Below are 26,070 nucleotides of genomic sequence, written 5' to 3' on the forward strand. Positions count from 1 at the left end.
CGACCAGAGGCTGATCAGAGCCCTTCCAGTTCCGCCATCAAGTCCGACAATCGGTCGAATTTCTGCTCGTCGACCTGCGCCCCACCCAAGCTTTCCAGGTGCTGCGCCAATGTCTGAACAGTGTTGAACTCGAACATCGCCCGCAATGGCACGTTACGCTGCAGCAGTTTTTGCGCGCGGGTGACCACTTGCGTAGCGAGCAGCGAATGCCCGCCCAACTCAAAGAAGTTGTCGGTAATACCCACGCGCTCGACCTTGAGCACATCAGCCCAGAGGGTCGCCAGTTGCTGCTCCATCTCGGTCTGTGGTGCGAGGTATTCCTGCTGCGCCTGGCTGACGTCCGGCGCAGGCAGGGCCTTGCGGTCGAGCTTGCCGTTCGGCGTCAGAGGCATAGTCTCCAGAATCACCAGATGCGCGGGCACCATGTAGTCCGGCAGGCTGGCCTTGAGGTGGCTTTTCAGCGTGTCTCGCAACGCATCGTGATCCTGCGTCGCAGCGCTTGGCACCAGATAGGCCGCCAGCACTCTGCCCAGCGGGCCGTCGACGTCCAGCACTACAGACTCGCGGATTGCCGGATGCTCCAGCAGACGGGTTTCGATTTCGCCCAGCTCGATGCGGTAGCCACGAATCTTCACCTGATGGTCGACCCGGCCGACGTACTCCAGCACACCATCCTTGCGCCGCCGCGCAAGATCACCGGTGCGGTACAGACGCTCGCCCGGCGCACCGAACGGATGCGGTACGAAAACCGGCACCGTACGCGATGGATCAGCGACATAACCGCGACCGACCCCAACCCCGGCGACGCACAACTCGCCCACTGCGCCCAGCGGCACAAGGTCCAGCGCGTCGTCGAGCAGGTACAGGCGATTGTTGTCGGTCGGCGAACCGATCGGCAGGTACGCGCTGCGTGCGGAGTCTGCGTCAACGCGGAAGAACGCCACGTCGTCGGAACATTCAGCCGGGCCATAGGCATTCACCAGCCCGATAGCCGGGTAGCGTTGCAGCCACTGGCTGGCCAGCTCCGGTGACATGGCTTCGCCGGTCGGCAGCATCCAGCGCAGGCTGTCGAGCGTGGTCTGCTGTTCGGCGAGCAGGCCGGTGATCAGCGACGGAACGCTTTCCAGCACGCTGATACGCTGCGCGTGCACATGCGCCAACAGTGCCTGCGGGTCGCGAGCGATGTCGTTCGGCACAATGTCTACCCGAGCGCCAAACAGCGGTGCGGCGAGGAACTGCCAGACCGAGATGTCGAAACTCTGCGAGGCGGTCTGGGCGATCACATCGCTGTCGCGCAGGTTCAGGTAGGGCACCTTGCTCAACTGGTTATTGAGCATGCCGCGCTGTTCGACCATCACGCCCTTCGGCAGCCCGGTGGAGCCGGAAGTGAAAATCACGTAAGCCAGGTTATCCGGTGCGCTGTATCGGCCGGGGTTGTGCAGCGCTGATTTGCCCTGCTGCACGTTGTCCCAGACCAGCAGATGCGGACGGTTCGCCTCGGGCAACACGTCAAGCAGCGCCATGCCCTGTTCTAGGCATTGCGTGCTGCATACCAGCACCGGCGTGCCGCTCTGAGCGATGATGCCGCTCAGACGTGAATCGGGCAGCGCCGGGTCCAGCGGCAAGTAACCGGCACCGGCCTTGAAGCTGCCGATAATCATGCCCAACAGCTCGACGCCACGCTCGGCGAGCAAGGCAACCGGCTGGTCGAATCCAACGCCGGCCCCGATCAGCGCATGGCCCAGTCGATTGCTGGCGATATTCAGCTCGGCGTAGCCAAGCTGACGATCCAGACAACTGACCGCAATACGCTCGGGATGCGCTTCAACCTGCGCTTCAAACAGTTCGACGTAGCTCTTATCCAGCGGGTAAACGTGATCGCTCTGGTTGCAGCCCTCAATCAGGAACGTGCGCTCCTGCTCGCTGACCAGCGCCAGCTCGGCCATGTCGCCATGGAAGCCTTCGATCAGCGCCAGCAGCAAGCGTTTGAACTCGCCGAGCATGTTCTGCACAGTGGTTTCGTCGAAGTAACGCTGGTCGTAAGACAGGTGCAGGCCCAGATCGTCGCCCGGATAGCAGACTGCTGTCAGCGGGTAGTTGGTGTGGGTGCGACCGGAATCCGAGGTGGCATTGAGGCTTTGCGCTCGGTCGAGTACCGAGACCTCGACCGGCGCGTTTTCAAACACGAACAGGCTGTCGAACAGCGGCTGGCCCTTGGGCAGTTCGCTGTTTTCCTGAATGGTCACCAATGGCAGGTATTCGTACTCGCGCAACTGCATGTTGCTGTCCAGCAACTGGCTCAGCCACTGGCGTACACTGCAGCGCTGTTCGTCACCCGGCATACCGACACGCAGGGCAATGGTGTTGATGAACAGGCCGACTGTGCGTTGCATCTGCGGCAGTTCCACAGGACGACCGGCTACGGTAACGCCGAACACCACGTCGCGATCACCGCTCACGCGCCGCAAGGTCAGCGCCCACGCCGCCTGGGCGAAGGTGTTGACAGTCAGTTGATGTTGTTGCGCCAGCTCGCGCAGTTTTGCGCCGTCGCGCTCATCAAGGCGGGTGTAGCAATCGCCCACCACCATGCCGCCGCTGTCACCGGCATGTTCACGCAGAAATGGCCGGTCGCTGGGGATCGGCGTCGGCCGCTCGAAGCCGCGCAGGTTGTGCTGCCACCAGTCACGCGCCTGCGCCAGACCACGGCGTTGCAGCCAGCCGATGTAGTCGCGATAACGCGGTGCAGGCGTCAGTTGTGCATCGCGGCCTTCGCCAAGCGCAGTGTAAATGTCGAAGAAGTCGTTCATCAGCAGCGAACGGCACCAGGCATCGATGAGGATGTGGTGGTTGCTCATCATGAACCAGTAGCGCGCCTCGTCGACGCGGATCAGACGCAGGTGGAACGGCGGCTGGTCGAGCAGATTGAAACCGGCCTCGCGCTCTAACTTGAGCAGGTCCTGCAAACGCGGCTCCTGCTGATCCTGCGGCACATCGCGCCAGTCAAGATAATCAATCGGCGTGCTGCCCGGTTTGTGGATGACCTGCAGCATGGTTTCGCCGATGTCCCAGCAGAACGAGGCACGCAGCGCTTCGTGACGGGCGATCACCGCCTGCCAGGCCTGGGCGAAACGTTCCGGGTCGAGCTCGCTGTTGATGCGGTAGCGATCCTGCATGTAATACAGGCCGGTGCCGGGTTCCAGCAGGGTGTGCAGCAGCATGCCCTCCTGCATCGGCGTCAGCGGGTAGACGTCCTCAATGTGCGTCGCAGGGACCGGCAACGCGTCGAGTTGCGTCTGATCCAGATCGGCCAGCGGGAAGTCCGAAGGCGTCAGACCACCGCTGCCATCGCTCAGGCAATGGGCGATCAGCGCCTGCAACCGGGCCAGGTAATCCTGCGCCAGCGCTTCGATGGCGGCGGGCTGATAACGCTCGGCGCTGAAAGTCCAGCGCAACAGCAATTCGCCGCCATACACCTGGCTGTCGATGCTCAGCTCGTTGGGCAGCGGCGCGTGCGGATCGTGGGCCGCGCCCGCCGACTCTTCCAGCGGACGGAACAGCGCATCGTCGGCGAAGCTCTGGTCGAACTGACCGAGGTAGTTGAAGGTGATCGGCGCAACCGGCAATGCATGCATGGCGGCTTTGCTGGCTTCGTCGGCCAGATAGCGCAGCACGCCATAGCCCAGGCCTTTGTGCGGCACCTGGCGTAGTTGCTCCTTGATTGCCTTGATCGAGTCGCCCGGTGCTGCATCGACAGCCAGCGCGGGGGTGAGGCGCAGCGGGTAGGCGCTGGTGAACCAGCCCACGGTGCGCGTCAGGTCGATGTCGTCAAACAAGGTTTCGCGACCGTGACCTTCCAGCTGGATCAGGGCCGATGGCTGCCCGCTCCAACGGCAGACCACTTGCGCCAGTGCCGTCAGCAGCAGGTCGTTGACCTGAGTGCGGTAGGCGCTGGGGGCCTGTTGCAGCAGTTGCCGGGTACGCTCTGCATCCAGTCGTACGCTGACCGTTTGTGCGTGACGATTCTGCTGGCCGCCCTGCGAGTTATGGCACGGCAGATTGGTCGCAGGACCGCCCAGTTGACGCTGCCAGACATGCAACTCTTCACGTAACGATTCATTACCCGCATAGGCCTGCAAGCGCGCGGCCCAGTCGCGGAACGCACTGGTCTTGGCGGCGAAACGCACTGGCGCAGCGTCGCTCAGTTGACGATAAGCACTTTGCAGGTCGTCGAGCAGCACACGCCACGAAACACCGTCGACCACCAGGTGGTGAATGACTATAAGCAAACGTTGCTGACCCTGCGGATCGTCGACCAGCAAGGCACGCAACAGTGGGCCGTTTTGCAGGTCGAGGCTGCGCTGAGTGTCGGCGTACAAGGCTGCACATTCGGCCATGTCGGCGACACGCGCCTGGATCAGCAGGGTTTCGGCGGTGACAGCGCGGTGCTCGGCCTGCCACTTGCCGTTTTGCTCGACGAAACTCAGGCGCAAGGCGTCGTGCTGTTCAAGCACGGCACGCAAGGCCTGCTCCAGAATACGTGGATCAAGGGCGCTGACCGGCTCCAGCACCAGCGACTGATTCCAGTGCTGGCGCTGCGGGATCGGCGTGTCGAAGAACCAGTGCTGAATCGGCGTCAGCGCGGACGCACCTTCAAGCAGCCCCTGTTCGGCCTGAATCAGTTCACGGGTGGTCGCCACAGCGGCGAGAGTCTGCACGGTCTGGTGCTGGAACAGGTCGCGCGGGCTGAAATGAATACCCACCTGACGCGCCCGGCTGACCACCTGAATCGACAGGATCGAATCGCCGCCCAGCTCGAAGAAGTTGTCGTTGAGGCCGACTTTTTCCACGTTCAGCACCGCACACCAGATAGCCGCCAGTTGTTGCTCCAGCTCGCTGGCAGGCGCCACATAGTGCTGACGATTGAGTTCCGGGTCCGGCGCAGGCAGCGCGCGTCGATCCAGTTTGCCGTTGGCGGTCAGCGGCATGCTGGCGAGCAGCATAAGGTGGGTCGGCACCATGTAATCGGGCAGTTGCGCCTTGAGATGCGCTTTCAGCGATTCACGCAGTTGCGCCTTCTGTTCATCGCCCTGCCCGGCCACCTCACTGACCAGATAAGCGGCCAGCTGCTTGCCCGACGGCGTATCCAGCGCAAGCACAACGGCTTCGCGAATCGACTCATGCTCAAGCAATCGGCTTTCGATTTCGCCCAGTTCGATGCGGAAACCACGAATCTTCACCTGATGATCGATACGCCCCAGGTATTCCACCAGCCCGTCGGCACGCTGGCGCACCAGGTCGCCGGTGCGATACAGACGCCCGCCGTTGCTGGCAAACGGGTCAGCCACGAAACGTTCGGCGGTCATGCCGGGGCGCTGATGATAGCCCTGCGCTAGACCCGCACCACCGATGTACAGTTCGCCGCTCGCGCCCTGCGGCACCAGCGCCAGATCGGCGTCGAGAATATAGGCCACGCGCGCGCCGACGATGCGCCCAATCGGCACGCTGGCTTCGCCTTCCTCCAGTTGCTGCGGCGCCAGGCTGGCCAGCGGCATGACCACGGTTTCGGTCGGGCCATAGGCGTTGAACAGCAGTTCTGGCTGAAACACCGCGCGAATCCGCTGCAAGTGTTCGCCGGTCAGCGCTTCGCCGCCGGTGATGCACATGCGTACTGGCAGAGTCTGGCCCTGGGTCGCCAGCCATTGCGCCAACTGGCTGCCATAGCTGGGGGTGAAACCGAGAATATTGACCTGCTGCTCACGAATCAGCGTGCAGATTTCTTCGGCGTCCCATTGGCCCTGAGCGCGCAACACCACGCGCGCGCCGCTGAGCAACGGCACCAGCAGGCGCTCGGTAGCAGCGTCGAAGTTGATCGAATAAAAATGCAGCTCACAGTCGTCAGGCTGCATGTCGAAACGACGGATTACCGCCTGGCAATGCATGGTGATTTCACCGTGCGACACCACAACGCCCTTGGGCTTGCCGGTCGAGCCGGAGGTGTAGATCAGGTACGCCTGATGCTGCGGGAGGCTGATGAACGGCAGCTCATCGGACCGGCAAGACGCCAGCAGCGGCTGATCATCTTCCAGGCACCAGCGGGCAATACCGACAGGCAACTCGCCGAGCGCTGCAAACAACGCGCGATCGCTCAGCAGCAGGCCGACGTCACTGTCTTCGATCATGTAGTGCAGGCGTTCCAGCGGGTATTCCGGGTCGAGCGGCACGTAGGCGCCACCGGCCTTGAGGATAGCCAGCAGGCCGACCACCATGTGCAGCGAGCGCGGCAGCGCCAGGCCCACGCGAACCTGAGGGCCTACACCACGTTCGCGCAGCATCCACGCCAGTTGGTTGGCGCGGGCGTCCAGCTCGGCATAGCTCAGGGTTTCGCCTGCAAAAGTCAACGCAGGCGCTTCTGCGCGCAGCCGCGCCTGTTCGGCAAACAGGCTGTGAATGCACTGATCGAGCCGTTGCTCGCCTGCTTCGACGCCGAGGCTGTCGAGCAATTGCTGCCGCTCTGCATCCTGCAACAGCGGCAGCTCACTCAAACGCTGCTGCGGATCGACGAGCAACGCCTGCAGCAGGTTCAGCCAGTGTTCGGCCATCTGCGCGATGCGCGGTTCGTCGAACAGATCGGTGCTGTAGGTCAGGCAGCAACCCAGACGGTGATCCAGCTCGGTGACTTCCAGGTTGAGGTCGAATTTGGTGGCCCGTGCATCGTTGACCAGGTAGTCGACGGTCATGCCCGCCAGCTCGCGGCTCTGCTGGAACTCCCAGCGCTGCACGTTGCACATCACCTGGAACAGCGGGTTGTAGGCCGCGCTGCGCGGCGGTTGCAGGGCTTCGACCAGATGATCGAACGGTAGGTCCTGATGCGACTGGCCTTCGATGACCGTATGCCGCACCTGCTCGAACAACTGCGCGACGCTCATTTGCCCGTCGAGCTGCACGCGCAGCACCTGAGTGTTGAGGAAAGCCCCGATCAGCCCTTCGCTTTCCGGCCGAATACGGTTGGCCACCGGCGCACCGATGCGCAGGTCGTTCTGACCGCTGTAACGGTAGAGCAGCACCGCCAGTGTGGCGGTCATGGTCATGAACAGGGTCAAACCGTTGCGAGCGTTGAACGCACGAACTTTCGCGGCCAGTTCGGGATTCAGATCGAAGCGATACAGTTCGCCTTGGTGACTTTGCACAGGCGGGCGTGGCCGGTCAGTGGGCAGTTCCAGCAGCGGGTGTTCGTTGCCCAGTTGCGCGGTCCAGTAATCCAACTGACGCTGGCGTTCGCCAGCCTCCATCCACTGGCGCTGCCACACGCTGTAATCAAGGTATTGCACCGCCAGCGGTTCCAGCGGCGACGGCTTGCCGTCCAGGAACGCCTCGTAAAGCAGACCCAATTCGCGAGCGAAGATGTCCATCGCCCAGCCTTCAGTGACGATGTGGTGCAGGGTCAGGACGAAGTAATGTTCAAGCTCCGCCGCCCTGACCAGACAGGCACGCAGCAGCGGCCCGGTTTCCAGATTAAAGGGCTTATGCGCCTCGCTGTCGGCCAGCGCCTGAATGCGCTGCTGACGAACGTCGGCAGGCAGCGCCGAATAGTCCTGCCATTGAACACTCAGGCCGGTCTGTTCGGCGACTTTCTGGCAGGCCACGCCATTGATGCTCGGGAAGGTAGTGCGCAGGGTTTCGTGGCGCATAATCAAGGCTTGCAACGCGGCCTCGAAACACTCGATATCAAACACGCCGTTCAAGCGTGCCATACCGCCGACGTTGTACGCCGGGCTGTCCGGTTCCATCTGCCAGAGGAACCACATGCGCTGTTGCGAATAGGACAGCGGCACCGACTGGCTGCGGTCGACGCGGGCAATCGGTTGCAGGCTGCTGCGTGCGCCCGACTGCTGAATGCCTTGAACCTGCTCGGCAAACGTGCCCAGCTCGCTGGCTTCGAACAGCGCGCGCAATGGCAGGTCGATGTCGCATGCCTGACGCACACGGGAAATGATCTGCGTGGCCAGCAACGAGTGCCCGCCCAGCTCGAAAAAGTCGTCGCGCAGGCCGACACGCGGCACGCCCAGCACCTGTCGCCAGACAGCGGCGATCTGCTTTTGCAGGTCGCTGTGCGGCTCGACATGTTCGCGGGTCTGCCATTGCGGCTCGGGCAAGGCGCGGCGGTCCAGCTTGCCGCTGGGGCTCAGCGGCATGCTGTCGAGGCGCACCAGTTGCGCCGGAACCATGTAATCCGGCAGTTCCAGCGCCAGTGCTGATTTGATGCGCTCGGCCTGAGCGTCCTGCCCGGCTTCGGCGGTGTAATAGCCGATCAGTTGCGGGCCAGCAGCGGTTTCGCGCACCAGCACGGCGGCATGACCGACGCCTGGCTGGGCCAGCAGTCGGGCTTCGATTTCCTGTGGTTCAACGCGGAAGCCACGCAGTTTGACCTGTTGATCAAGACGCCCCAGATATTCCAGCGCGCCATCAGCCGCCCAGCGCACAAGGTCACCGGTGCGGTACAGGCGTTCGCCCGGCAGGCCAAGCGGATCGGCGATAAAGCGCTCGGCGGTCAGGCCCGGGCGATTCAGGTAGCCACGCGCCAGGCCGATGCCGCCGATGCACAGTTCCCCGGCGACTCCGCGTGGCAGCGGATTAAGTTCGCTGTCCAGCACCCGGCACAGCACGTTGCCCAGCGGACGACCAATCGGCGAGCGCAGGCCATCGGCACGCTGGCACTGCCAATGGGTGACGTTGATCGCGGTTTCGGTCGGGCCATAGCGGTTATGCAGTTGCACACCCGGCAGTTGCTCCAGCACACGGTTACGCAGTTCACCCGGCAACGCTTCGCCACCGGAGAACAGGCGACGCAGGCTGCTGCACTGCTGCGTCAGCGGTTCGTCAATGAACAGTTGCAGCAGAGGCGGCACGAAATGCAGCGTGGTCACGCCATATTCGTTGACCAACTGCGCGATGCGGTGCGGGTCGCGGTGTTCGCCGGGGCCTGCCAGCAGCAGGCGGCTGCCAGTGATCAGCGGCCAGAAACATTCCCACACCGACACATCGAAGCTGATGGGTGCCTTTTGCATCAATACGTCACTTTCATCCAGCGCGTACGTGGCCTGCATCCATTGCAGGCGCTCGGCCAAGGCCGCGTGGGTGTTGCCGACGCCTTTGGGCTGGCCGGTCGAGCCGGAGGTGTAAATCACATACGCAAGATTGTCGCCGTGCAGGTGCAGGCCCGGTGTGCTGGCCGGCCAGTTGTCCAGGTGCAGCATGTCCATCGCCAGCGTGCAAACGCCCTCGGCACTCGGCAGGTCGCCGAGCAGATGGCTCTGGGTCAGCAGCAGTTCGACGCCGCTGTCTTGCAGCATGTAGGCCAGTCGATCCGTCGGGTAATCCGGGTCCAGCGGCACGTAAGCGCCACCGGCCTTGAGGATCGCCAACAGACCAATCAACAGCTGTGGCGAACGCTCGGCGGCAATCGCCACCTTGATGTCCGGGCCGACGCCTTTGTCACGCAGGTAATGCGCCAGACGATTGGCCTGGGCGTGCAGGCTGGCAAAATCGAGACTGCCGCTCTCCCACACCAACGCCATGCGTTCCGGGGTCTGTAGCGCCTGACGCTCCAGCAGTTCCGGCAACCACACGTGCGTAGGTATGCACGGCGCAGCGCTCCACTGCGCCTGTTCGGCCTGCTCGTCCGTGCTGAGCAATTGCACATCACCCAACGCGACCTGCGCCTGTTGGCTGACCTGTGTCAGCAGGCGAACATAGTGTTGCGCCAGACGCACGATGGTATCGCGCTCGAACAGCTCGTCGGCGTAGTCGAAGGACAGGTTCAGGCGACCATTGCGGTCTTCTTCACTGTGCAATTGCAGGTCGAACTTGGCCTCGCGGCTGTGCCACGGCAGCTCTTCGGCGAGCAGCCCCGGTAGACGGCGCAACGCGCCGAGGTCGCGTTGCTGATGGTTGAACATGACTTGAAACAAACCATGCTCGCGCGCCTGCGGAAATGCTTCGACCAGCTGCTCGAACGGCACGTCCTGATGCGCCTGGGCGTCGAGCGTGGCCTGACGGGTCCGGGCCAGCAGCGTCGAAAACGGCAGGCGCGGCTCCAGTTGCGCACGCAGCACCAGGGTATTGATGAAGAAGCCGATCAGCCCCTGGGTTTCATGGCGCGGACGATTGGCACCGGGCACGCCGATACAGATATCGGTCTGGCCGCTGTAGCGGTGCAGCAAGATCTGGAACCCTGCCAGCAGGAACATGAATGACGTCGATTGCCAGGCTTGCGCAGTGTTGCGCACCGCCGCGCTCAGCTCGGCGCTCAGGCGCAGGCTGTAACGTGAAGCGCTGTGTTGCTGGCGTAGCGAGCGCGGATGATCGGTGTTCAGCGTCAGGGTCGGCTGCTCATCGCCCAGTTGCTGTTTCCAGTAAGCCAACTGCCGCTCGGCCTCGCCCTGCGCCAGCCACTCACGCTGCCATTGGCCGTAGTCGGCGTAGCGCAACGGCAAAGGTGCCAGCTTCAGAGTCTGGCCCTGAACAGCCGACGCATAGAGACGCGAGAACTCGTCGATAAGCACATTCAGCGACCAGCCATCGGCAATGATGTGGTGCAGCGTGACCAGCAACTGATGATCTTCTTCGTCCAGTTGCAACAGCGTGACACGCAGCAACGGGCCATTTTGCAGATCGAACGGCAGGTGCGCCTGCTCTTCACGGATCGCCAGCGCACGCGCTTGACGCTCCTCGCCTGGCAGATCACTGATGTCCAGCGTATCGATATGGAACTCGTCTGGCGTATCGATACGTTGCAGGGCTGTGCCGTCGTGCTCGTAGAAGCGAGTGCGCAGCGACTCATGGCGCTCGATGAGGCGCTGGAAACTGCTGCGCAATGCGTTGATATAAAGCTCGCCGCGCAGGTGAAGCCCGCCGGGAATGTTGTAGGCGCTGCTCTGCGGATCAAGCTGCCAGAGGAACCACAGGCGGTTCTGTGCCAGCGATTGAGGCAGGTGCTCGTTGCCGGGCAGTCGGGCGATAGCGTTCTGCGCCTGACTTTTGCCTTGCGATGCAGCGATCTGAAGCGCTTCTATTTGCGCAGCGAAGGCTGCCAGCGTCGGCGCTTCGAACAGCAGGCGCAGGTTCAGGTCGATGCCGAGCGTCTCGCGCAACCTGGCCACCACCTGGGTCGCCACAATCGAGTTGCCGCCCAGCAGGAAGAAATGGTCGTCGGCGCTGACCTGTTCGCACTGCAACTGCTCGCACCAGACGCTGGCGATCTGCGCTTGCAGGTCCGAGCCGGTGCGTGAAGTACGGTGTTGCAGGGTTGTGTCGATCGCCGGGAATACGGCATAGCTGTCGAGGCTGCCATCGGCCAGACGCGTACGACACGCCGAGCGCTGCAGTTTGCCGCTGGAGGTTTTGGGCAGCGCGCCCGGATTGAGCAGCGCAACGACACTCGGCGCTTCCTGAAAGGCCTCGGCCACGGTTTGCCGGATGATCTTGATCAGCGCTTCGGGCGAGAGGGTTTTCTGCACACTGCGACTGATTTCGGCAGCGATGCCGATGCCCTCGCTGCCATCCTGATGGACTGCGAACGCGGCAATCCGGCCTTTGCGCAACACATCGACTTCGCGTTCGATAACTTTTTCAATGTCCTGTGGGTACAGGTTGTGGCCACGGACGATCAGCATGTCTTTCAAACGGCCGGTGATGTACAGCTCGCCATGCCGCTGAAAGCCCAGATCGCCGGTGCGCAGCCAGGTTTGGCCTTCATGCTGGACGAATGCCTTGGCGGAGGCTTCCGGGTTGCGCCAGTAGCCGTGGGCGATGCTCGGCCCGCAGGCCCAGACTTCACCGATACGGTTGTCTTCCAGCGCTTGCAGGGTGGCCGGATCGGCGATCAGCACGCCGTGCCCCGGCTGGCTAGCGCCACAGCTCATGACCGGTTGACCGTCGCCCGGCTCGGCCACATCGCGCGCCAGAGCCTGAGCATCCAGACGCAACGAAGGAATGCCCTTGCCACGCTTGCCACCGGCCACATACAAGGTGGCTTCAGCCAGCCCGTAGGACGCCATAAAGCTGTCCGGCGTGAAACCGCAACTCGCGAACTTCTCGGCGAACGCAGTCAGGCTGTCTTCGCGGATGGGCTCGGAGCCTGAATACGCCACACGCCAGCGGCTCAGGTCCAGCCGCTCCAGCGCCGAATCACTGACCCTTGCGCTGCACAGTTGGTAGGCGAAGTCAGGTCCGCCACTGATGGTGCCGCCGTACTCGCTGATCGCTTCCAGCCAGCGCAACGGGCGCGTGAGGAAATAGGCAGGCGCCATGAGAACGCACGGAACACCGCTGAAAATCGGCTGCAACAAGCCGCCGATCAGGCCCATGTCGTGGTACAGCGGCAGCCAACTGACGATCACGTCGTCCGGGTTGACGTCGATACCGAAACCGTGGCGGATCAACAGCTCGTTGGCAACCAGATTGCCATGGCTGACCTGCACGCCCTTGGGCAGGGCCGTGGAGCCCGAGGTGTACTGCAGGAAGGCGATGTCATCGGCCTGCAATCGCGGCCCCCGCCAGCCATCGGCAGGAGCGCTGTCCAGCGTATCGACACAGAGCTGTGGCGGCGCGCCGACAGCGGCCAGCTCATCCATATGCAACAAGGCAGGCTGCAGGTCGGAACCGGTCAGCAGCAGACGCGGCTCGGCATCGGCGATGATCGACAGCAACCGTTCCTGATGATGACGACGGTTGGATTCCGGTGGGTAAGCCGGCACCGCAATGACCCCGGCGTACAGGCAGCCGAAAAATGCAGCCACATAGTCCGGCCCGCTGTGGAACAGCAGAATCGCCCGATCACCGGGCTCTGCCTGACGTTGCAGCGCAGCAGCGATGGTCCGCGCGCGCAGGTCCAGATCACGGTAGGTCAACACCAGCCCCTGACTTTTCTCATCGGAGAGAAAACGCAGAGCCAGCCGATCAGGCGTCTGCAAGGCGCGACGCTGAAGGGCCAGAGCCAGAGTGTCGGGAAGTTCAAACGCATCCATGATGGGGTTCCTGCTAGGTTCGGCGTGCCAGATAAAATCTGAATTTCAAGAAAAGACGCGCGTCCCGTGGTGAGGTCGCGCGCTAAGCAAAAGAGCCAGAAGGCTCAACCGGCAGCCCGGCTCATCTGCCGTGATGCGCTGTTGCGCCAGCGGGTCAGGTGCAATTCGGAATAACGCCGCAGATGGCGAAGCAATTGCGCCTGCTCCTCGATCAGATAGAAGTGATGCCCTTCAAACATGTCCAGCGAGAACCCGGTGCAGGTCTCTTCCTGCCAATCCAGCAGCTCCTCGACGCTGATGCTGTCCTGTTTGCCGCCGAAGATATGAATCGGCACGCTCAACGGTTCGCGCTCGCCGTACACAAAGCTGCCGCACAACAGAAAATCGGCGCGCAGTATCGGCAGCATCAGTTGCATCAATTCGTCATTGGCGATGACGTTCTCGCTGGTGCCCTGGAGCTTGCGCAGTCGCGTAATCAGTTGCTCATCGGTCTTGGCGACGACGTATTCGCTGACATCGCGGCGCACCGGGCCGGCAGTGGCCGAGGCAAACAACGCCAGCGGCGCGGGCAGACCGCGTTCGCGCAAGGCATGTGCAAGTTCAAAGGCCAGCAACCCACCCAGACTGTGACCGAATAGCGCATAAGGCGTGTCCAGTTCTGCACTGATTTCGTCTGCCAACTCACTCGCCAGTTGCGCGATATCAGTCTGCAACGGCTCATCCATGCGCATGCCACGGCCGGGAAGCTCCAGCGGGCGTACGTTCAGCCACTCGGGTACTTTGCGCCGCCAAGGGCCGTAGAACATTGCACTGGCACCTGAGTAAGGCAGGCAGAATAGCGTCAGACTCACGGGCGTGCTCATGGCTGAACCGTCCGTCTGCTGGCGCGAATGTAAAAGCGGCGAGGCGCGTGATCGAAACGCATGAGGCTCTCCTGAAGTATTCCCTGGCTGCAACCGTGGTCGGGCCTGTCACCAATGAGAACGGATGGCGCCTGGAAATAATTAGTGAGGGTGCCCGCAGCAAGCGCGCAATGCTCAGCACTGCCCTTTTAAAGTGCGCTGATTGGCTTTCGCATTTGACAATAATTATCATTAAGGCTAATTTGCTGCCCCATGTGACGGCGCTGCTACTCCTGCAGCCCTCCCCCCCATTGGTTTTGCAGCAAGGTGAATTCCATGACGGAACACGTAATCACAAGTAAGTGCGACTCACCGTTACTCCAGGCATTCGTCGACAACTATCTGCTGCTGGTCAAGATTGCCGCGCGCATCGTGGGCTGCCGCTCGCGCGCCGAAGATGTCGTGCAGGATGCGTTCTTCAGGTTGCGCTCCGCGCCGCAGGCCACGCTGACCTTCAAGGCACAGCTCAGCTATCTGTTTCAGATCGTGCGTAACCTGGCCATCGATCATTACCGCAAACAGGCGCTGGAACAGAAATACACCGGCCCCGAGGCCGAGGGGCTGAACGTGGTGATTCAGGGTGCATCGCCAGAAACCTCACACATCAACTTCTCCAGCCTGGAGAAAATTGCCGACGCACTGGGCGAGCTGCCACCCCGTACCCGTTATGCGTTCGAAATGTATCGCCTGCACGGCGTGCCGCAAAAAGACATCGCCAAGGAACTGGGGGTTTCGCCGACGCTGGTCAACTTCATGATTCGCGACGCGCTGATTCACTGCCGCAAGGTCAACGGTGCCAGCGCCGAAGCCTGAGCGCAGGCGATTCTGCCAGACGAAAAAAATCCGGGGCCATGGCTCCGGATTTTTTGTTTCAGCTGCCTATCGGTTGTCGATCAGCGGCTGACCTGGTACTCAGGCTGTATTTCCGGCATGGCCGAAGAGTGGTGGTTGAGAATCCTCCACTCGTTGCCGACGCGATGGTATAGAAACGAATAACGTGCCTGTACCTTGGTCTTCTTGCCGTCCGCAGCTGTCAGGGTGAAGGTATAGACGCCATTGTCCGCAGCGGCATCAGGCCCCAGGCGACGGATCTCGCGGTAGTTGATCTCGCCAACCGGCTTGAGCGCCAGGAAGTGATCGAAGTAGTCCTTGATCTCCGCCGGAGTGGCACGCACCTTGTTGGAGACCGTAGGCTGCAGGACAGCGTCCGGCGTATACAGCGACGCGACAGTTTGCGAGTTGCCAGTCTGCAGGGCCTTGTTCCAGCGATCAAACAGACCCGCGATTTCCTTGTCGTTCACGTTGCTTGGCTGCTCGGCCACCATACGGTAGGTGTAGCCGGACGGTTCGGCAGCAGCCTGGACCATCGGTGCGCTCACAACCAGCAACAGGGCCAGGGCGGTCAATTTAGTTTTCATCGCTACTCTCCTACGGGGATCTGTTCAGGGATTCAGTGAGTGCCACTTTGCCCGCCCCGCCCCTTCTCGCCATCGGCCAACCGGGGTTATCTGTGTATGCCAATCGGCAGATAGGCTTTACCTCCCGATGCGGTTCTAATAGCGTCACTTCTGTATATGCCCGCGCAGGTGTAGCGCCTCGCCGATATAGCGTTCGCCGACATGGCCCCTCGCTGGAGACCTCATGCAAAGCCCACCTCACGATCCGGCAAGCGCACTGGCCATCCGCAATCAATATCGCCAGTCGCAAAGTCGCGCAGCACGCCTGCGCCTGCTGGTCGACACCGGTCAGGAACTGACCCAGTTGCCACCTGAAGCGATGCGTCTGCGCGTCTTGCAACGTGCCTGTGCGTTCGTGGCCATGGACCATGGCCTGCTGGTGGAATGGGGGGCAGGCAACGGTGTGCAAACCACCGCCAGTCATGGCAACGTCGACCGCCTGAACACCCTGGAAACGGCTGCCGACCCGCTGGTCATCGGTCCGCAATGGCTGGAGCGCCCCGGAACAGACTCCCCTTGTGTGCTGCTGCTGCCCTTGCGCGGGGCTGACGAAGGGGCTTTCGGCACGCTGCTGCTGGCCAGTAGCGTTGCCATCAGCGTGCCGGACAACGAAGACATCGAGTCCCTGCAACTGCTCGCCACCCTGCTCGCGGCGCACCTTGAGAACAACCGTCTGCTCGACGCCCTGGTGGCGCGGGAGCGAACCATGTCCGAGCTGGTGCGCCAGCTATTTACCGCCCAGGAAGACGAACGCAAACGCGTGGCCTACGACCTGCATGACGGTCTGGCGCAGACACTTGCCGGCCTGCACCAGCGCCTGCAAGGCTTCGCCGGGCGCTGTCCGGCCCTGCCTGAACCGCTGGATGCCGATCTGCAAGCCATTCTCAAGCTGGCGCAGCATTGCGTTGGCGAGGGCCGGCAGCTGATCAGCGGCCTGCGCCCGAGCGTGCTGGATGATTTCGGGCTGTTGCAGGCAATCGACAAAGAGGCCGACCGACTGCGTGACGCTGGGATCGTCGTGCAATGGGCCTCGCGCTCTCTGACCCGCCTGCCCAGTCAGCTGGAGATCGCGCTGTTTCGCATCGCTCAGGAAGGCATCAATAATGTGCTCAAACACGCTGACGCAAGCAGCGTAGACTTGGCGCTGGAGCTGAGTGACGGCAACATTTCACTCAAACTGGAAGACAACGGCCGTGGTTTCATCACCGATAAATCGCTGACTGGCACTGGCGTTCAAAAGCTGGGCCTGGTGGCCATGCAGGAACGCGCTAGCCTTCTGGATGGCCGCCTGACCTGTGTCAGCCGACCCGGACGCGGCACCCGGCTGCGGGCCGTGGTCCCTTTCAATGCAGACAAGGCAATGACATGACTGACACCGTGCGACTGGTTCTGGCAGACGATCATGAAGTAACACGCACCGGATTCGTCTCGCTGCTGGCGGGCCATCCGGAATTCGAAGTGGTTGGCCAGGCAGCCGACGGCCAGCAAGCCATCGATCTGTGCCAGGAGCTGCAACCGGACATCGCCATCCTCGATATCCGCATGCCGGTACTCAACGGCCTGGGCGCCGCGCGCATTCTTCAGCAGCGCATGCCGGGTCTGAAAGTAGTGATTTTTACCATGGACGACAGCACCGACCATCTGGAGGCCGCCATCAGCGCGGGTGCGGTGGGTTATCTGCTCAAGGACGCGAGTCGCGATGAAGTGATTGCCGGCCTGCAACGCGTGGCACGCGGCGAAGAAGCCTTGAACAGCGCCGTCAGTGCGCGCCTGCTGCGCCGCATGACCGACCGCAGCAGCAGTGGCGCGAGCGTCCCGGTAGCACTGACACCTCGCGAACGTCAGGTACTCGGGCTGGTGGCGGGCGGCTTCAGCAACCGGGAAATCGGCGAAAAGCTGGGTATCACCACCGGCACCGCAAAGGCGCACGTGGAAAAAGTGATCGGCAAGCTCGGTGCTTCGGACCGTACCCAGGCCGCAGTGCGTGGCGTTGCGCTGGGCCTGGTGAGCCAGTCGACGAGCGACTGGAAATGAATGCACCAGGCAGCAGCCGCTGGGAAGACCTTCCATTACGAGGCAAGGCGCTGGTAGCAATTTCCCTGCCGCTGGCGATGCTCATGTTTTCGCTGGTGCTCATTTATATTGCCGAACGCCAGACCGCGCAAGCCGAGGAAGATGTGCGGCGCGTGCTGCTCGTGCAAGGCGACATCCAGACACTTCATACTCAGATCGCAGAAGCCGCGGCTGGTGTGCGTGGCTATCTGCTGACTCATCAGGAGGACTTTCTGCCCGGTTACATCAATGCACAGCCGCTGATCGAGGCAGCGTTGACGCGGCTCAACAGCAATATCCGTGATGGGCAAATGCGTGAACACCTGAAAGCCATTGAACCGCTGATTCATACCAAAGTAGATGGCCTGGAAAAACTGCGCACAATGAGCACGGACGACCGCAAAACCGTTGCCGCCATTCTGGTCGAAAACAAGTACGTTCTGGACCGTTTGCGCGAACGGATCGGCATCATGCGCGAGCGCGAAGACGCTCTGCTGGCAGAACGTACAGAAGCCGCTGCGGCCACACGTGAGCGCCTGTTGCTATCCACCCTTTTGGCCGCAGCCTGCGGAATCATCGGTGCCATTCTGGCGGTACTGATGCTGTCCAAGGGCATTGTCGCCAGGGTGCATCAGGTGCAGCGTAATGCGCAGCGTCTGGCCCTCGGACACCCGCTGCTGCCCCAGCCGCCCGAAAAGGACGAGATTGGTCAGCTCGGCACGCGCCTGATCGAAGCCGGTCAGTTGCTGGCCGAGCGCGAACGGGCGTTGCGCGACAACGAGGAGCGGTTACGACTGATCATCGAAGGGGTGAAGGACTACGGCATCTTCGCGCTGGACCGCGATGGTTATGTCACCACCTGGAACGCGGGGGCCGAGCGCATCAAGGGTTACACCGAGCAGGAAATCATCGGTCAGCACTTCTCGGTCTTCTATCTGCCACAGGAATGCCCGCAACACCCCGACATGGCGCTGCACGAAGCCACCGTCAACGGGCGGTATACCGAAGAAAGCTGGCGACGGCGCAAGGACGGTAGCCGGTTCTGGGCCAGCGTGGTGATCACTGCGCAGTACGACAGTCACGACGAACTGCGCGGTTTTTCCAAGATAACCCGCGACATCAGTGATCGCCGCGTGGCTGAAATAGCCCTGAGCACCGCCCGAGAAGAGGCCGAGCGTGCCAGCCGGGCGAAAAGCGAATTCCTCTCGCGCATGAGCCATGAGCTGCGCACCCCGCTTAATTCCATCCTGGGGTTTGCACAACTGCTGGACATGGATTCGCCTGCCAGCCAGAGACCGCAAATCGGCCACATTCTGCGGGCTGGTCAGCACCTGCTGAAGCTGATCAATGAAGTGCTCGACATCGCCAGAATCGAAGCCGGTCACGTTTCACTCAACCTCGAACCTGTGCCGCTGTCGAGCGTGCTCAGGGAAGCGCTGGTGCTGGTTTCGCCGATGGCCACCGATGCCAGCATTGAACTGAGTGAACTGCCACAACTGCCTGACGAACTGGGGGTGGTCGCTGACCGCCAGCGCCTGATACAGGTGTTGCTGAACCTGCTGTCCAACGCCATCAAATACAACCGACCCGATGGCAAGGTGCGAATCGAGGTCGGCCAGTCTGCCGGGCGAGTCACTGTCAGCGTGGTGGACACCGGGTACGGGATTGCACCCGAACGTATCGGTCAGTTGTTCAAGCCATTCGAGCGGCTGGATGCCAACCCGAGTGTCGAGGGCACCGGGCTGGGCCTGGCACTGAGCAAGAGCATGCTGGAAATGATGCACGGCGGGCTGTCGGTGGACACCACACTGAACGAAGGCTGCCGCTTCACCCTTGAACTGCCTTCTGTGCTCGTACGCCCGCCCGCTGTCCAGCTGCTGCGTCCACCTGATACAGCACCGGCGTCCAGCCCCGCTACCCGCCCGGCGTATCATGGCAAGCTGCTGTGCATTGAAGACAACCTGTCGAGTATGGCCTTGATCGAGACGCTGCTGCAGCGCAGGCCGGGCATTCAGTTGCTGTCGAGCATGCAGGGCCAGCTTGGTCTGGACCTGGCCCGCCAGCACGCGCCGCAACTGATCCTTCTCGACCTCAACCTGCCCGACCTCAAGGGCCTGGAAGTATTGCAGCGGTTGCGGCGCTTGCCGGCGACCGCTCACACCCCGGTGCTGATGATCACCGCCGATGTCAGTGACAGCACCCAGCGCGAGCTGAAGAATGCCGGGGCAACGGCCATCCTGATCAAACCCATTCAAGTGCCGGTATTCCTGGCGCTTCTCGATCAATACCTACCGGAGCCCACATGACCGGAGACTTCCGCATTCTGATCATCGACGACCAGCGGCCCAATCTGGATTTGATGGAGCAACTGCTCGCCCGCGAAGGGCTGACCAATGTGCTGAGCAGCACCGAGCCGCTGCGCACGCTGGACCTGTTCAACAGCTTCGAACCCGACCTTGTGGTGCTGGATCTGCACATGCCCGAGTTCGATGGCTTCGCGGTTCTGGAACAGCTCAACCGGCGCATCCCGGCCAATGACTACCTGCCGATCATGGTCCTGACCGCCGATGCGACTCGCGACACTCGCCTGCGCGCGCTAGCCTTGGGCGCACGGGATTTCATCAGCAAGCCTCTGGATGCACTGGAAACCATGTTGAGAATCTGGAACCTGCTGGAGACTCGCGCGCTGTACAAATCCCTGCGCAAGCTGGTGCCGCCGGAAAACATCGAGTTGCTGCGCCAGCCACGAACGCTGACGCAGCAATAAGGCCTGGTCTACTTGATTACTTGACGAGCGTCACCGGCACCGACACTTCGTGGATCACCCGCGTGGCCACCGACCCCAGCAGCAAGCCACCAAAGTTGCCAAGCCCGCGAGTCCCCATGACAACCGCCTCGCAACCGAGCCGCTGAACTGCGGCCTCGACCTGCTCGGCAACGTTGCCCAGATCGACATGGGCCTGGAACGGCAAGCCAGCGGCAGCCAGCAGCGCCACCGCTTCGTCCAGCACACGCTTGCCTTCATTGGTCAACCCGGTTTTAACGCCTTCAATCATGTCAGGCGCCAGATAGAGGCTGTAATCGATAGGACTGGCCTGCACATTCAGAACATGCACTTCAAGTGACTTCTTGAGATCGGCAGACAGTTCGATGACATATCCCAGGGCACGCATGGCGTGCTCCGAGCCGTCGAAAGGGACCAGGACTTTGTGCATGTGGTTTTTCCTTGTTGGTTTAGGCAGTCAATATAATGCGTTGACCGACAGGCAACCACTGCTGAACGACGGCTTTTTGAGCGGCCGATGATTGCCTTGGCGAACAAGGTCTTTTGTAACCTGCGTCAGAAAGGATGGTACTGGTATAACCAGGTTTCAGATAACGTCTGATCACCCAGACGCAGATAAAGACGCATCTCCACCGGCTCTAGACCCTCGACAGCAAGATCGAACTGCGCTCGCCAATGTCCCGCGATGCCATCTGGCACAGGATGCGTGAAGACATAGGAATAACTGCCTCTTGAGCAGGACAGTACGGCTTCGGGAAAGACGTCAACGGGAATCTTTTCGAGTGAATGGCCCTGAAACTCGACCATGAATTTGCGCACCCCGACAGGCCGAGGTTGTCCGGGCTGCCCGCCATTGCCAAGGCGTGTTGCAACACACCGCGCCAGCTCGCTATCGGGATAAGGTTCGTCATCCAGCCAGTGCATGCGATAACTGAGCCGATACTCGGTCCCCGGCACCGCTGGTTTTTCAGGCACCCACATGGCAACGATATTGTCGTGGATCTCGTCGTCTGTCGGGATTTCAACCAGTTGCACTGTACCCTTCCCCCAATTGCCCTGGGGCTCAATCCACAGACTCGGTCGCCGTCCGTACTGCACGCCGTCCAAGTAGTGGTTGAAGTCGCGATCTCGCTGCAGCAGACCAAAACCTTTCGGGTTATTGTCGCTAAACGCAGATGTCATCGTCCGCGAAGGATTGTTCAGCGGTCTCCAGATACGCTCTCCGGTACCTGTCCAGATCGCCAGACCATCGGAGTCGTGCACCTCGGGCCGCCAGTCAACGGCAGTCTTCTTGGCCTGCTCACTGAACCAGTACATTGAACTGGCAGGTGCGATGCCGAATCTCTGAACTTCGCTACGCATGAACAGTGCTGCTTCGACATCCATCACCACGCCTTTGCCTCGCTGCATGACAAACCGATAGGCGCCGCAGACACTAGGTCCATTCAACAGCGCGTATAAAACCACTGACCTGGATTTAGTATCGGCAGAAGTTTCAAACCAGAAGTCGGTGAAATCGGGAAACTCTTCCAGAACCCCCGCCTGGGCAACGTCCAGCGCGATACCTCGCGCTGAAAGACCGTATTGATACTGCTCACCAATGGCCCGAAAGTAGGCTGCACCCAGAAAGGAAGCCCAGTCATTGCTGCGGCTTTCAAGCTTTCCTTGTTTATGCCGGCGACTTTCCTGAATACGAAACCCCGCAAAACCTGCCTGGTGTCGCAATTGACGAGCGGGACTGTCTTCGGGGATATCGAAATATGTCTGATCGTAAACGATTTCTTTCGCCACGCCCTTATCGACAACATGAAGCCGCACCGGCTTGGGAAAGAATTTGCCAGGGTGAAAGAAGGTGATCGGAAACTGCCCCTGACCATCAGCGAACAACGTGTACTCAGGCTTGAAGCGGATTTTGTTATGGGCATCGTAATCCAGCTTCTCCATCAGATTCGCACTGGGACTGGAAGAAGCAATGTATGGCTGCATCGCCATGTCATGCGCTCGCTGCATCAGCAAGTCAAAAGAAAAGGGCTCGTCTGCGCCCATTTTTAATCGTTTATTAGCGTGTGCGGAACTAGGGATACCTGATGCAAGCAACAACGCAGATATCGAAGAAAACTCCAAAAAGTTTCGTCGATTCAACATGGTGGGGAAGACGCCTGGTGGAATTGGTCTGAGCTTAGATCAGTACACCAAAGCCACCAGCCCGCTGGTCCGCTTAATGCCCGCGAAGAAACTCTGCGGCTTTGTCCAGCAACAGCATGGGGTCATCCGCCTTGTGAATATCAACCGACAGCAACTGACGAAAACGCCGTGCGCCCGGAAACCCCAGACCGAGGCCAAGCATATGGCGAGTCACATGGTGCATGTTGCCACCGCTGGCAATATGCGCCGCAATGTAAGGCCGCATTGCCTCCAATGCAGCATGACGGCTGATGACCGGCGCCATGCTGCCGAACAACTGCTGATCCACCTGCGCCAACAGATACGGGTTGTGATAGGCCTCGCGACCCAACATCACACCATCGAAGACCTGCAGATGCTCGCTGCACTGCTCCAGCGTCTTGATGCCGCCGTTGAGCACAATTTCCAGATCGGGAAAATCAGATTTCAACTGCGCAACCACGTCATAGCGCAGCGGCGGAATATCGCGGTTCTCCTTGGGTGACAGCCCCTCAAGAATCGCAATACGCGCATGAACCGTAAAACTCTGGCAACCCGCCTCCTGCACCGTGCCGACGAAATCACACAGCTCGGCATAACTGTCGCGGCCATTGATGCCGATGCGATGCTTGACCGTGACCGGAATAACCACCGCGTCGCGCATGGCCTTCACGCAATCAGCCACCAGTTGCGGATGCGCCATCAGGCACGCACCAATCATGTTGTTCTGCACCCGATCGCTCGGACAACCGACGTTCAGATTGACCTCGTCGTAGCCCGCCTCTTCAGCCAGCCGCGCACACGCAGCCAGATCCGCAGCTGTGCTACCACCCAGTTGCAATGCCAACGGGTGCTCGGTCTCGTCATGACGCAAGAACCGATCACGGTCGCCATGCAACAAAGCGCCGGTGGTGACCATTTCGGTGTACAGCAACGCGTGCCTGGACAGCAGACGCATGAAGTAGCGGCAATGGTGATCGGTCCAGTCCATCATCGGCGCAACGGAGAAGCGCCGGGACAGCACAGCCCTTGATTCACCAATGTTTACTGGGCTTTCTGTTTTCTCGATGCTCATCAATATTGATCTTTCATACGGCGATTTTTGGCCATTTTTACCTGTCTTTTCAGAGCAGTGGGTACCACGTACCAACCCACATCAGAAATGTACCAACTCAAAAATGGGCACGATCGACATACGCGAGCACGAGGGCAGCTATCGCCTGTCGTGCGCAGGCAAGTATCAATCGCGACGGTCGGCGAGTTTATCAGGAAACCCGAACCTTCGACCGCAATCGGGTAGTTCAAGCATGGATGAAACGACGCGATGGCTGAGTTGGCCATGGCTGGTGCGATAAACGCATGGATCGCAAGCAGGTCAGCATCAATCAGATAATTGATCGATACCTTGACGAGTAAGAGAAGGTTCGGCCTATGGGCACTGATTTGTCGCATCTGGGAGCAGTATTGTCCGTAGCAAAGCCAGCATGGGGATATGACGTTGCTCCTCATGCAATACCTGATGCCCGAATCGTTCTGCGTAAGCTGGAATGGTCAGCAAACGCGAAGAGCGTACTCGGAAACCTACGAAAGACGAGCTCTGTCGAATCGACTATCCCTATGTATAGAAACTTTGAAATTCCTTTACATAAACCCCTGGTTCTCCAGGCGTGAACGAAACAGTTCCTCGGCGGGTCATTATTCGGCAGCAGGGCGGCGTGTACGTATGGACGAAAATCACCAGAAGCCAGCCTCAAGCCTAGCAAAAACTGACAACTCTGGAACGCCTGTGCTGCCGGTGAAGCCTTGCTGTGACTAAGTTGATGAATTTCTTCAAAGGCGAATGAATGATTCAGCCGCCTTCAAACAGACGAAACTTTATCGACGCAAACGACACCAAACAAGCTATACCTGCCAACACAAAAGAGAGTCGATAACCAAAGCTTGAAATAATCAAACCAAAGAGCACCTGACCGAAGAAGAAAGAAAAATCGTACACTGAGCTGAAAATAGAAAGTTGAGTTGAGCTTGCATTGGGATTTTGTTCCGCATTCAATCCTATTAATGAGGGGAAAACCAGCCCCCACCCGAAGCCCATGAAAGACGAAGCCGCAAGCATCATAGATTTCGAGTTGGATGCTGCGAGCACCGTCAGCGCCAGCGTGCATAACAGAGCGCCTGCCTGAGCGAGCCAAGTGAAACTTCGCCAACAGCTCAGCTTCGACATATTCACCCTGATAGCAAGTGTGGCACAAGCAAATATGAGGAAGAAGGCGCTCACAGACCCATAACCCTCCTGCCGCGAAAAAATCGGAACAAATGCTTCTGCCATACCTAGGGGGGCAGCGACCAGCATCAGTTGGATGCATGTCGAGCGCAGTGGCGGAGGTTTCTTGCTCTTCGTACTAATGGTCGGCTCTGATGGGGAGTTCAAGAGAGGCTCGCGACCTGCGCAAATAAATGCCGCAGCCAAAAAACACATGGCAGAAGCCATCTCAAAAGTACGTGCGTAACCTAAACACTGAATAACAAATTCGCCTAATGCAGGGCCGAGCGCATAACCAAGAAAGCTAAATATACTGTTGATTGAAAACTGGCTGGCGCGCTCACGAGCCTGCGCAGAATTAACAGCAAAGGCCAGTATTCCAATAATTGAAATCGTGTAGCCTATACCCTGAACGAAGCGCACTGACACCAACTGAAAAATCCCTTCAACTTCATTTGTGATGAGATATGCAAACGCCGTCGTCACGAGCCCAAAAACAATCAGTATTTTCTTTTTTTTATATTCTAGCAGGCGGGAAATGTAAACTCTAAAAAATATCGGAGCAAGCCAAAAAGCCCCGCTAACAATTCCAATCCTGGCTTGGGTGAAGCCTGAATCCTCCAAAGATCTTGATAACAAAGGGATGGTGCAGCCGATACTGCCCAAAAGCAGGAACGTTGCTATGTTCGGCAGCCACACCCTAACACCCGAGTAATCCATTTTTCAGCCCTGTATTGGCTTCGGCAACCGCAATATATATTGAGTTCACCAAGAAATTGAGGCGACTTGCTTCCAAGAGTCGATATCAGCTCGAGTCGGCACCATCCAAGGTTTGCGTTGTTGGAGCTTTCCGATTCCTGATTTTGGATAGCCAGTCAGAAGACTGTAGTCAACTTGAAGGATGCGGTCAGTCCGAACTTCTTCAGAAACAGCCATGCCTAAGAATTTTTGATAGAAGCCAGCATGATCAGCACGCACTTCCCCGGTGATAAAATCAATATTGTCAATGGCTTGTATGGCCATTGCTGCCTTAAGAAGTGCGCAGGCAGCAATTGGGAAATTTCCACCCTCCGTGATGGCGAATCTATTGAACTCCAGAATGTTTGGGCTGGAATTCGAGAGGCATTGGTCTATATGATCTTTCCAGAGCTCATAGCTCAACAGCCTATCAATCGTGTCCCTGTTCGCTCGAATGATCCGCATCGTGCCAATCGGCTCATTCTTTTGGAATGCAATGAGCGAGTCCACCCAAGGATTTTCGTCCGTGGCATCGAACCCCATGCGCTTGCCATTGTTGCTCCACTCATATTTTGCATATGCATTGATTCTCAACTCATGGACAGCTTGCTTGTCTTGATGTGATTCAGAGAGCCGTACGGTTATGCCAGAGAATATGTTTTTCATAAATTTCGATTGAACATTC

The 26,070-nt window shown here is 59.9% G+C and carries 13 protein-coding genes; 5 read left to right on the forward strand and 8 right to left on the reverse strand.

The features are described 5' to 3' along the window. Positions 1–14: 14 nt before the first annotated feature. Together I9H09_RS15990 and I9H09_RS15995 are read right to left on the reverse strand one after the other, a co-directional pair. The gene (locus I9H09_RS15990) at positions 15–13,025 is read right to left on the reverse strand and encodes a non-ribosomal peptide synthetase (RefSeq protein ID WP_268948898.1); all 13,011 of its coding nucleotides are present in this window, start codon (positions 13,023–13,025) and stop codon (positions 15–17) included. Between the two features lie 104 nt (positions 13,026–13,129). Beyond that, the gene (locus I9H09_RS15995) at positions 13,130–13,888 is read right to left on the reverse strand and encodes a thioesterase II family protein (RefSeq protein ID WP_122324845.1); all 759 of its coding nucleotides are present in this window, start codon (positions 13,886–13,888) and stop codon (positions 13,130–13,132) included. 315 nt (positions 13,889–14,203) lie between these two features. Here I9H09_RS15995 and I9H09_RS16000 point away from each other — a divergent pair, with 315 nt between their 5' ends. Beyond that, a complete protein-coding gene (locus I9H09_RS16000; RefSeq protein WP_084920283.1) occupies positions 14,204–14,740 on the forward strand; it encodes an RNA polymerase factor sigma-70 in 537 nt (178 codons plus the stop codon). 80 nt (positions 14,741–14,820) lie between these two features. On the opposite strand, the gene I9H09_RS16005 is transcribed toward I9H09_RS16000, so the two are convergent. After that, positions 14,821–15,345 (reverse strand): SgcJ/EcaC family oxidoreductase, encoded by a 525-nt coding sequence (locus I9H09_RS16005; protein WP_005887606.1) that lies wholly within the window; start codon positions 15,343–15,345, stop codon positions 14,821–14,823. A gap of 223 nt (positions 15,346–15,568) precedes the next feature. On the opposite strand from I9H09_RS16005, the gene I9H09_RS16010 reads away from it, so the two are divergent. Genes I9H09_RS16010 through I9H09_RS16025 form a run of 4 tightly spaced genes read left to right on the forward strand, consistent with a single transcriptional unit; the run spans position 15,569 to position 20,203 of the window. After that, positions 15,569–16,753, forward strand: coding sequence for a sensor histidine kinase (locus I9H09_RS16010; protein ID WP_024670889.1), 1,185 nt, complete (start codon positions 15,569–15,571; stop codon positions 16,751–16,753). Continuing rightward, a complete protein-coding gene (locus tag I9H09_RS16015) occupies positions 16,750–17,418 on the forward strand; it encodes a response regulator (RefSeq protein ID WP_122313093.1) in 669 nt (222 codons plus the stop codon). The genes I9H09_RS16010 and I9H09_RS16015 overlap by 4 nt, the downstream gene beginning before the upstream one ends. Next, a complete protein-coding gene (locus I9H09_RS16020) occupies positions 17,415–19,742 on the forward strand; it encodes an ATP-binding protein (protein WP_122313092.1) in 2,328 nt (775 codons plus the stop codon). Before I9H09_RS16015 ends, I9H09_RS16020 begins: the two co-directional genes overlap by 4 nt. Beyond that, on the forward strand, positions 19,739–20,203 hold the full coding sequence (locus tag I9H09_RS16025; protein ID WP_054076447.1) for a response regulator: 465 nt from the start codon (positions 19,739–19,741) through the stop codon (positions 20,201–20,203). Before I9H09_RS16020 ends, I9H09_RS16025 begins: the two co-directional genes overlap by 4 nt. A gap of 16 nt (positions 20,204–20,219) precedes the next feature. Here the strand turns inward: I9H09_RS16025 and I9H09_RS16030 are convergent, their stop codons facing one another. The 5 genes from I9H09_RS16030 to I9H09_RS16055 form a co-directional block, all read right to left on the reverse strand. Beyond that, the gene (locus I9H09_RS16030) at positions 20,220–20,651 is read right to left on the reverse strand and encodes a universal stress protein (protein ID WP_122313091.1); all 432 of its coding nucleotides are present in this window, start codon (positions 20,649–20,651) and stop codon (positions 20,220–20,222) included. 125 nt (positions 20,652–20,776) lie between these two features. Further along, positions 20,777–22,267: an OpgD/OpgG family glucan biosynthesis protein gene (locus I9H09_RS16035; RefSeq protein WP_221036039.1), complete on the reverse strand. Its 1,491-nt coding sequence runs from the start codon at positions 22,265–22,267 to the stop codon at positions 20,777–20,779. A 172-nt stretch (positions 22,268–22,439) separates the two neighbouring features. Then, complete coding sequence (gene dusA, locus I9H09_RS16040) at positions 22,440–23,459, reverse strand: tRNA dihydrouridine(20/20a) synthase DusA (protein WP_055002408.1); 1,020 nt, start codon at positions 23,457–23,459, stop codon at positions 22,440–22,442. A 774-nt stretch (positions 23,460–24,233) separates the two neighbouring features. Next, positions 24,234–25,367, reverse strand: coding sequence for an MFS transporter (locus I9H09_RS16050; protein ID WP_122325340.1), 1,134 nt, complete (start codon positions 25,365–25,367; stop codon positions 24,234–24,236). Positions 25,368–25,412: 45 nt separating this feature from the next. After that, positions 25,413–26,051, reverse strand: a complete 639-nt coding sequence (locus I9H09_RS16055) for an N-acyl amino acid synthase FeeM domain-containing protein (RefSeq protein ID WP_005887592.1) — start codon at positions 26,049–26,051, stop codon at positions 25,413–25,415. Positions 26,052–26,070: the final 19 nt, after the last annotated feature.

The organism is Pseudomonas tremae (genome assembly GCF_023278125.1).
Classification (GTDB): domain Bacteria; phylum Pseudomonadota; class Gammaproteobacteria; order Pseudomonadales; family Pseudomonadaceae; genus Aquipseudomonas; species Aquipseudomonas tremae.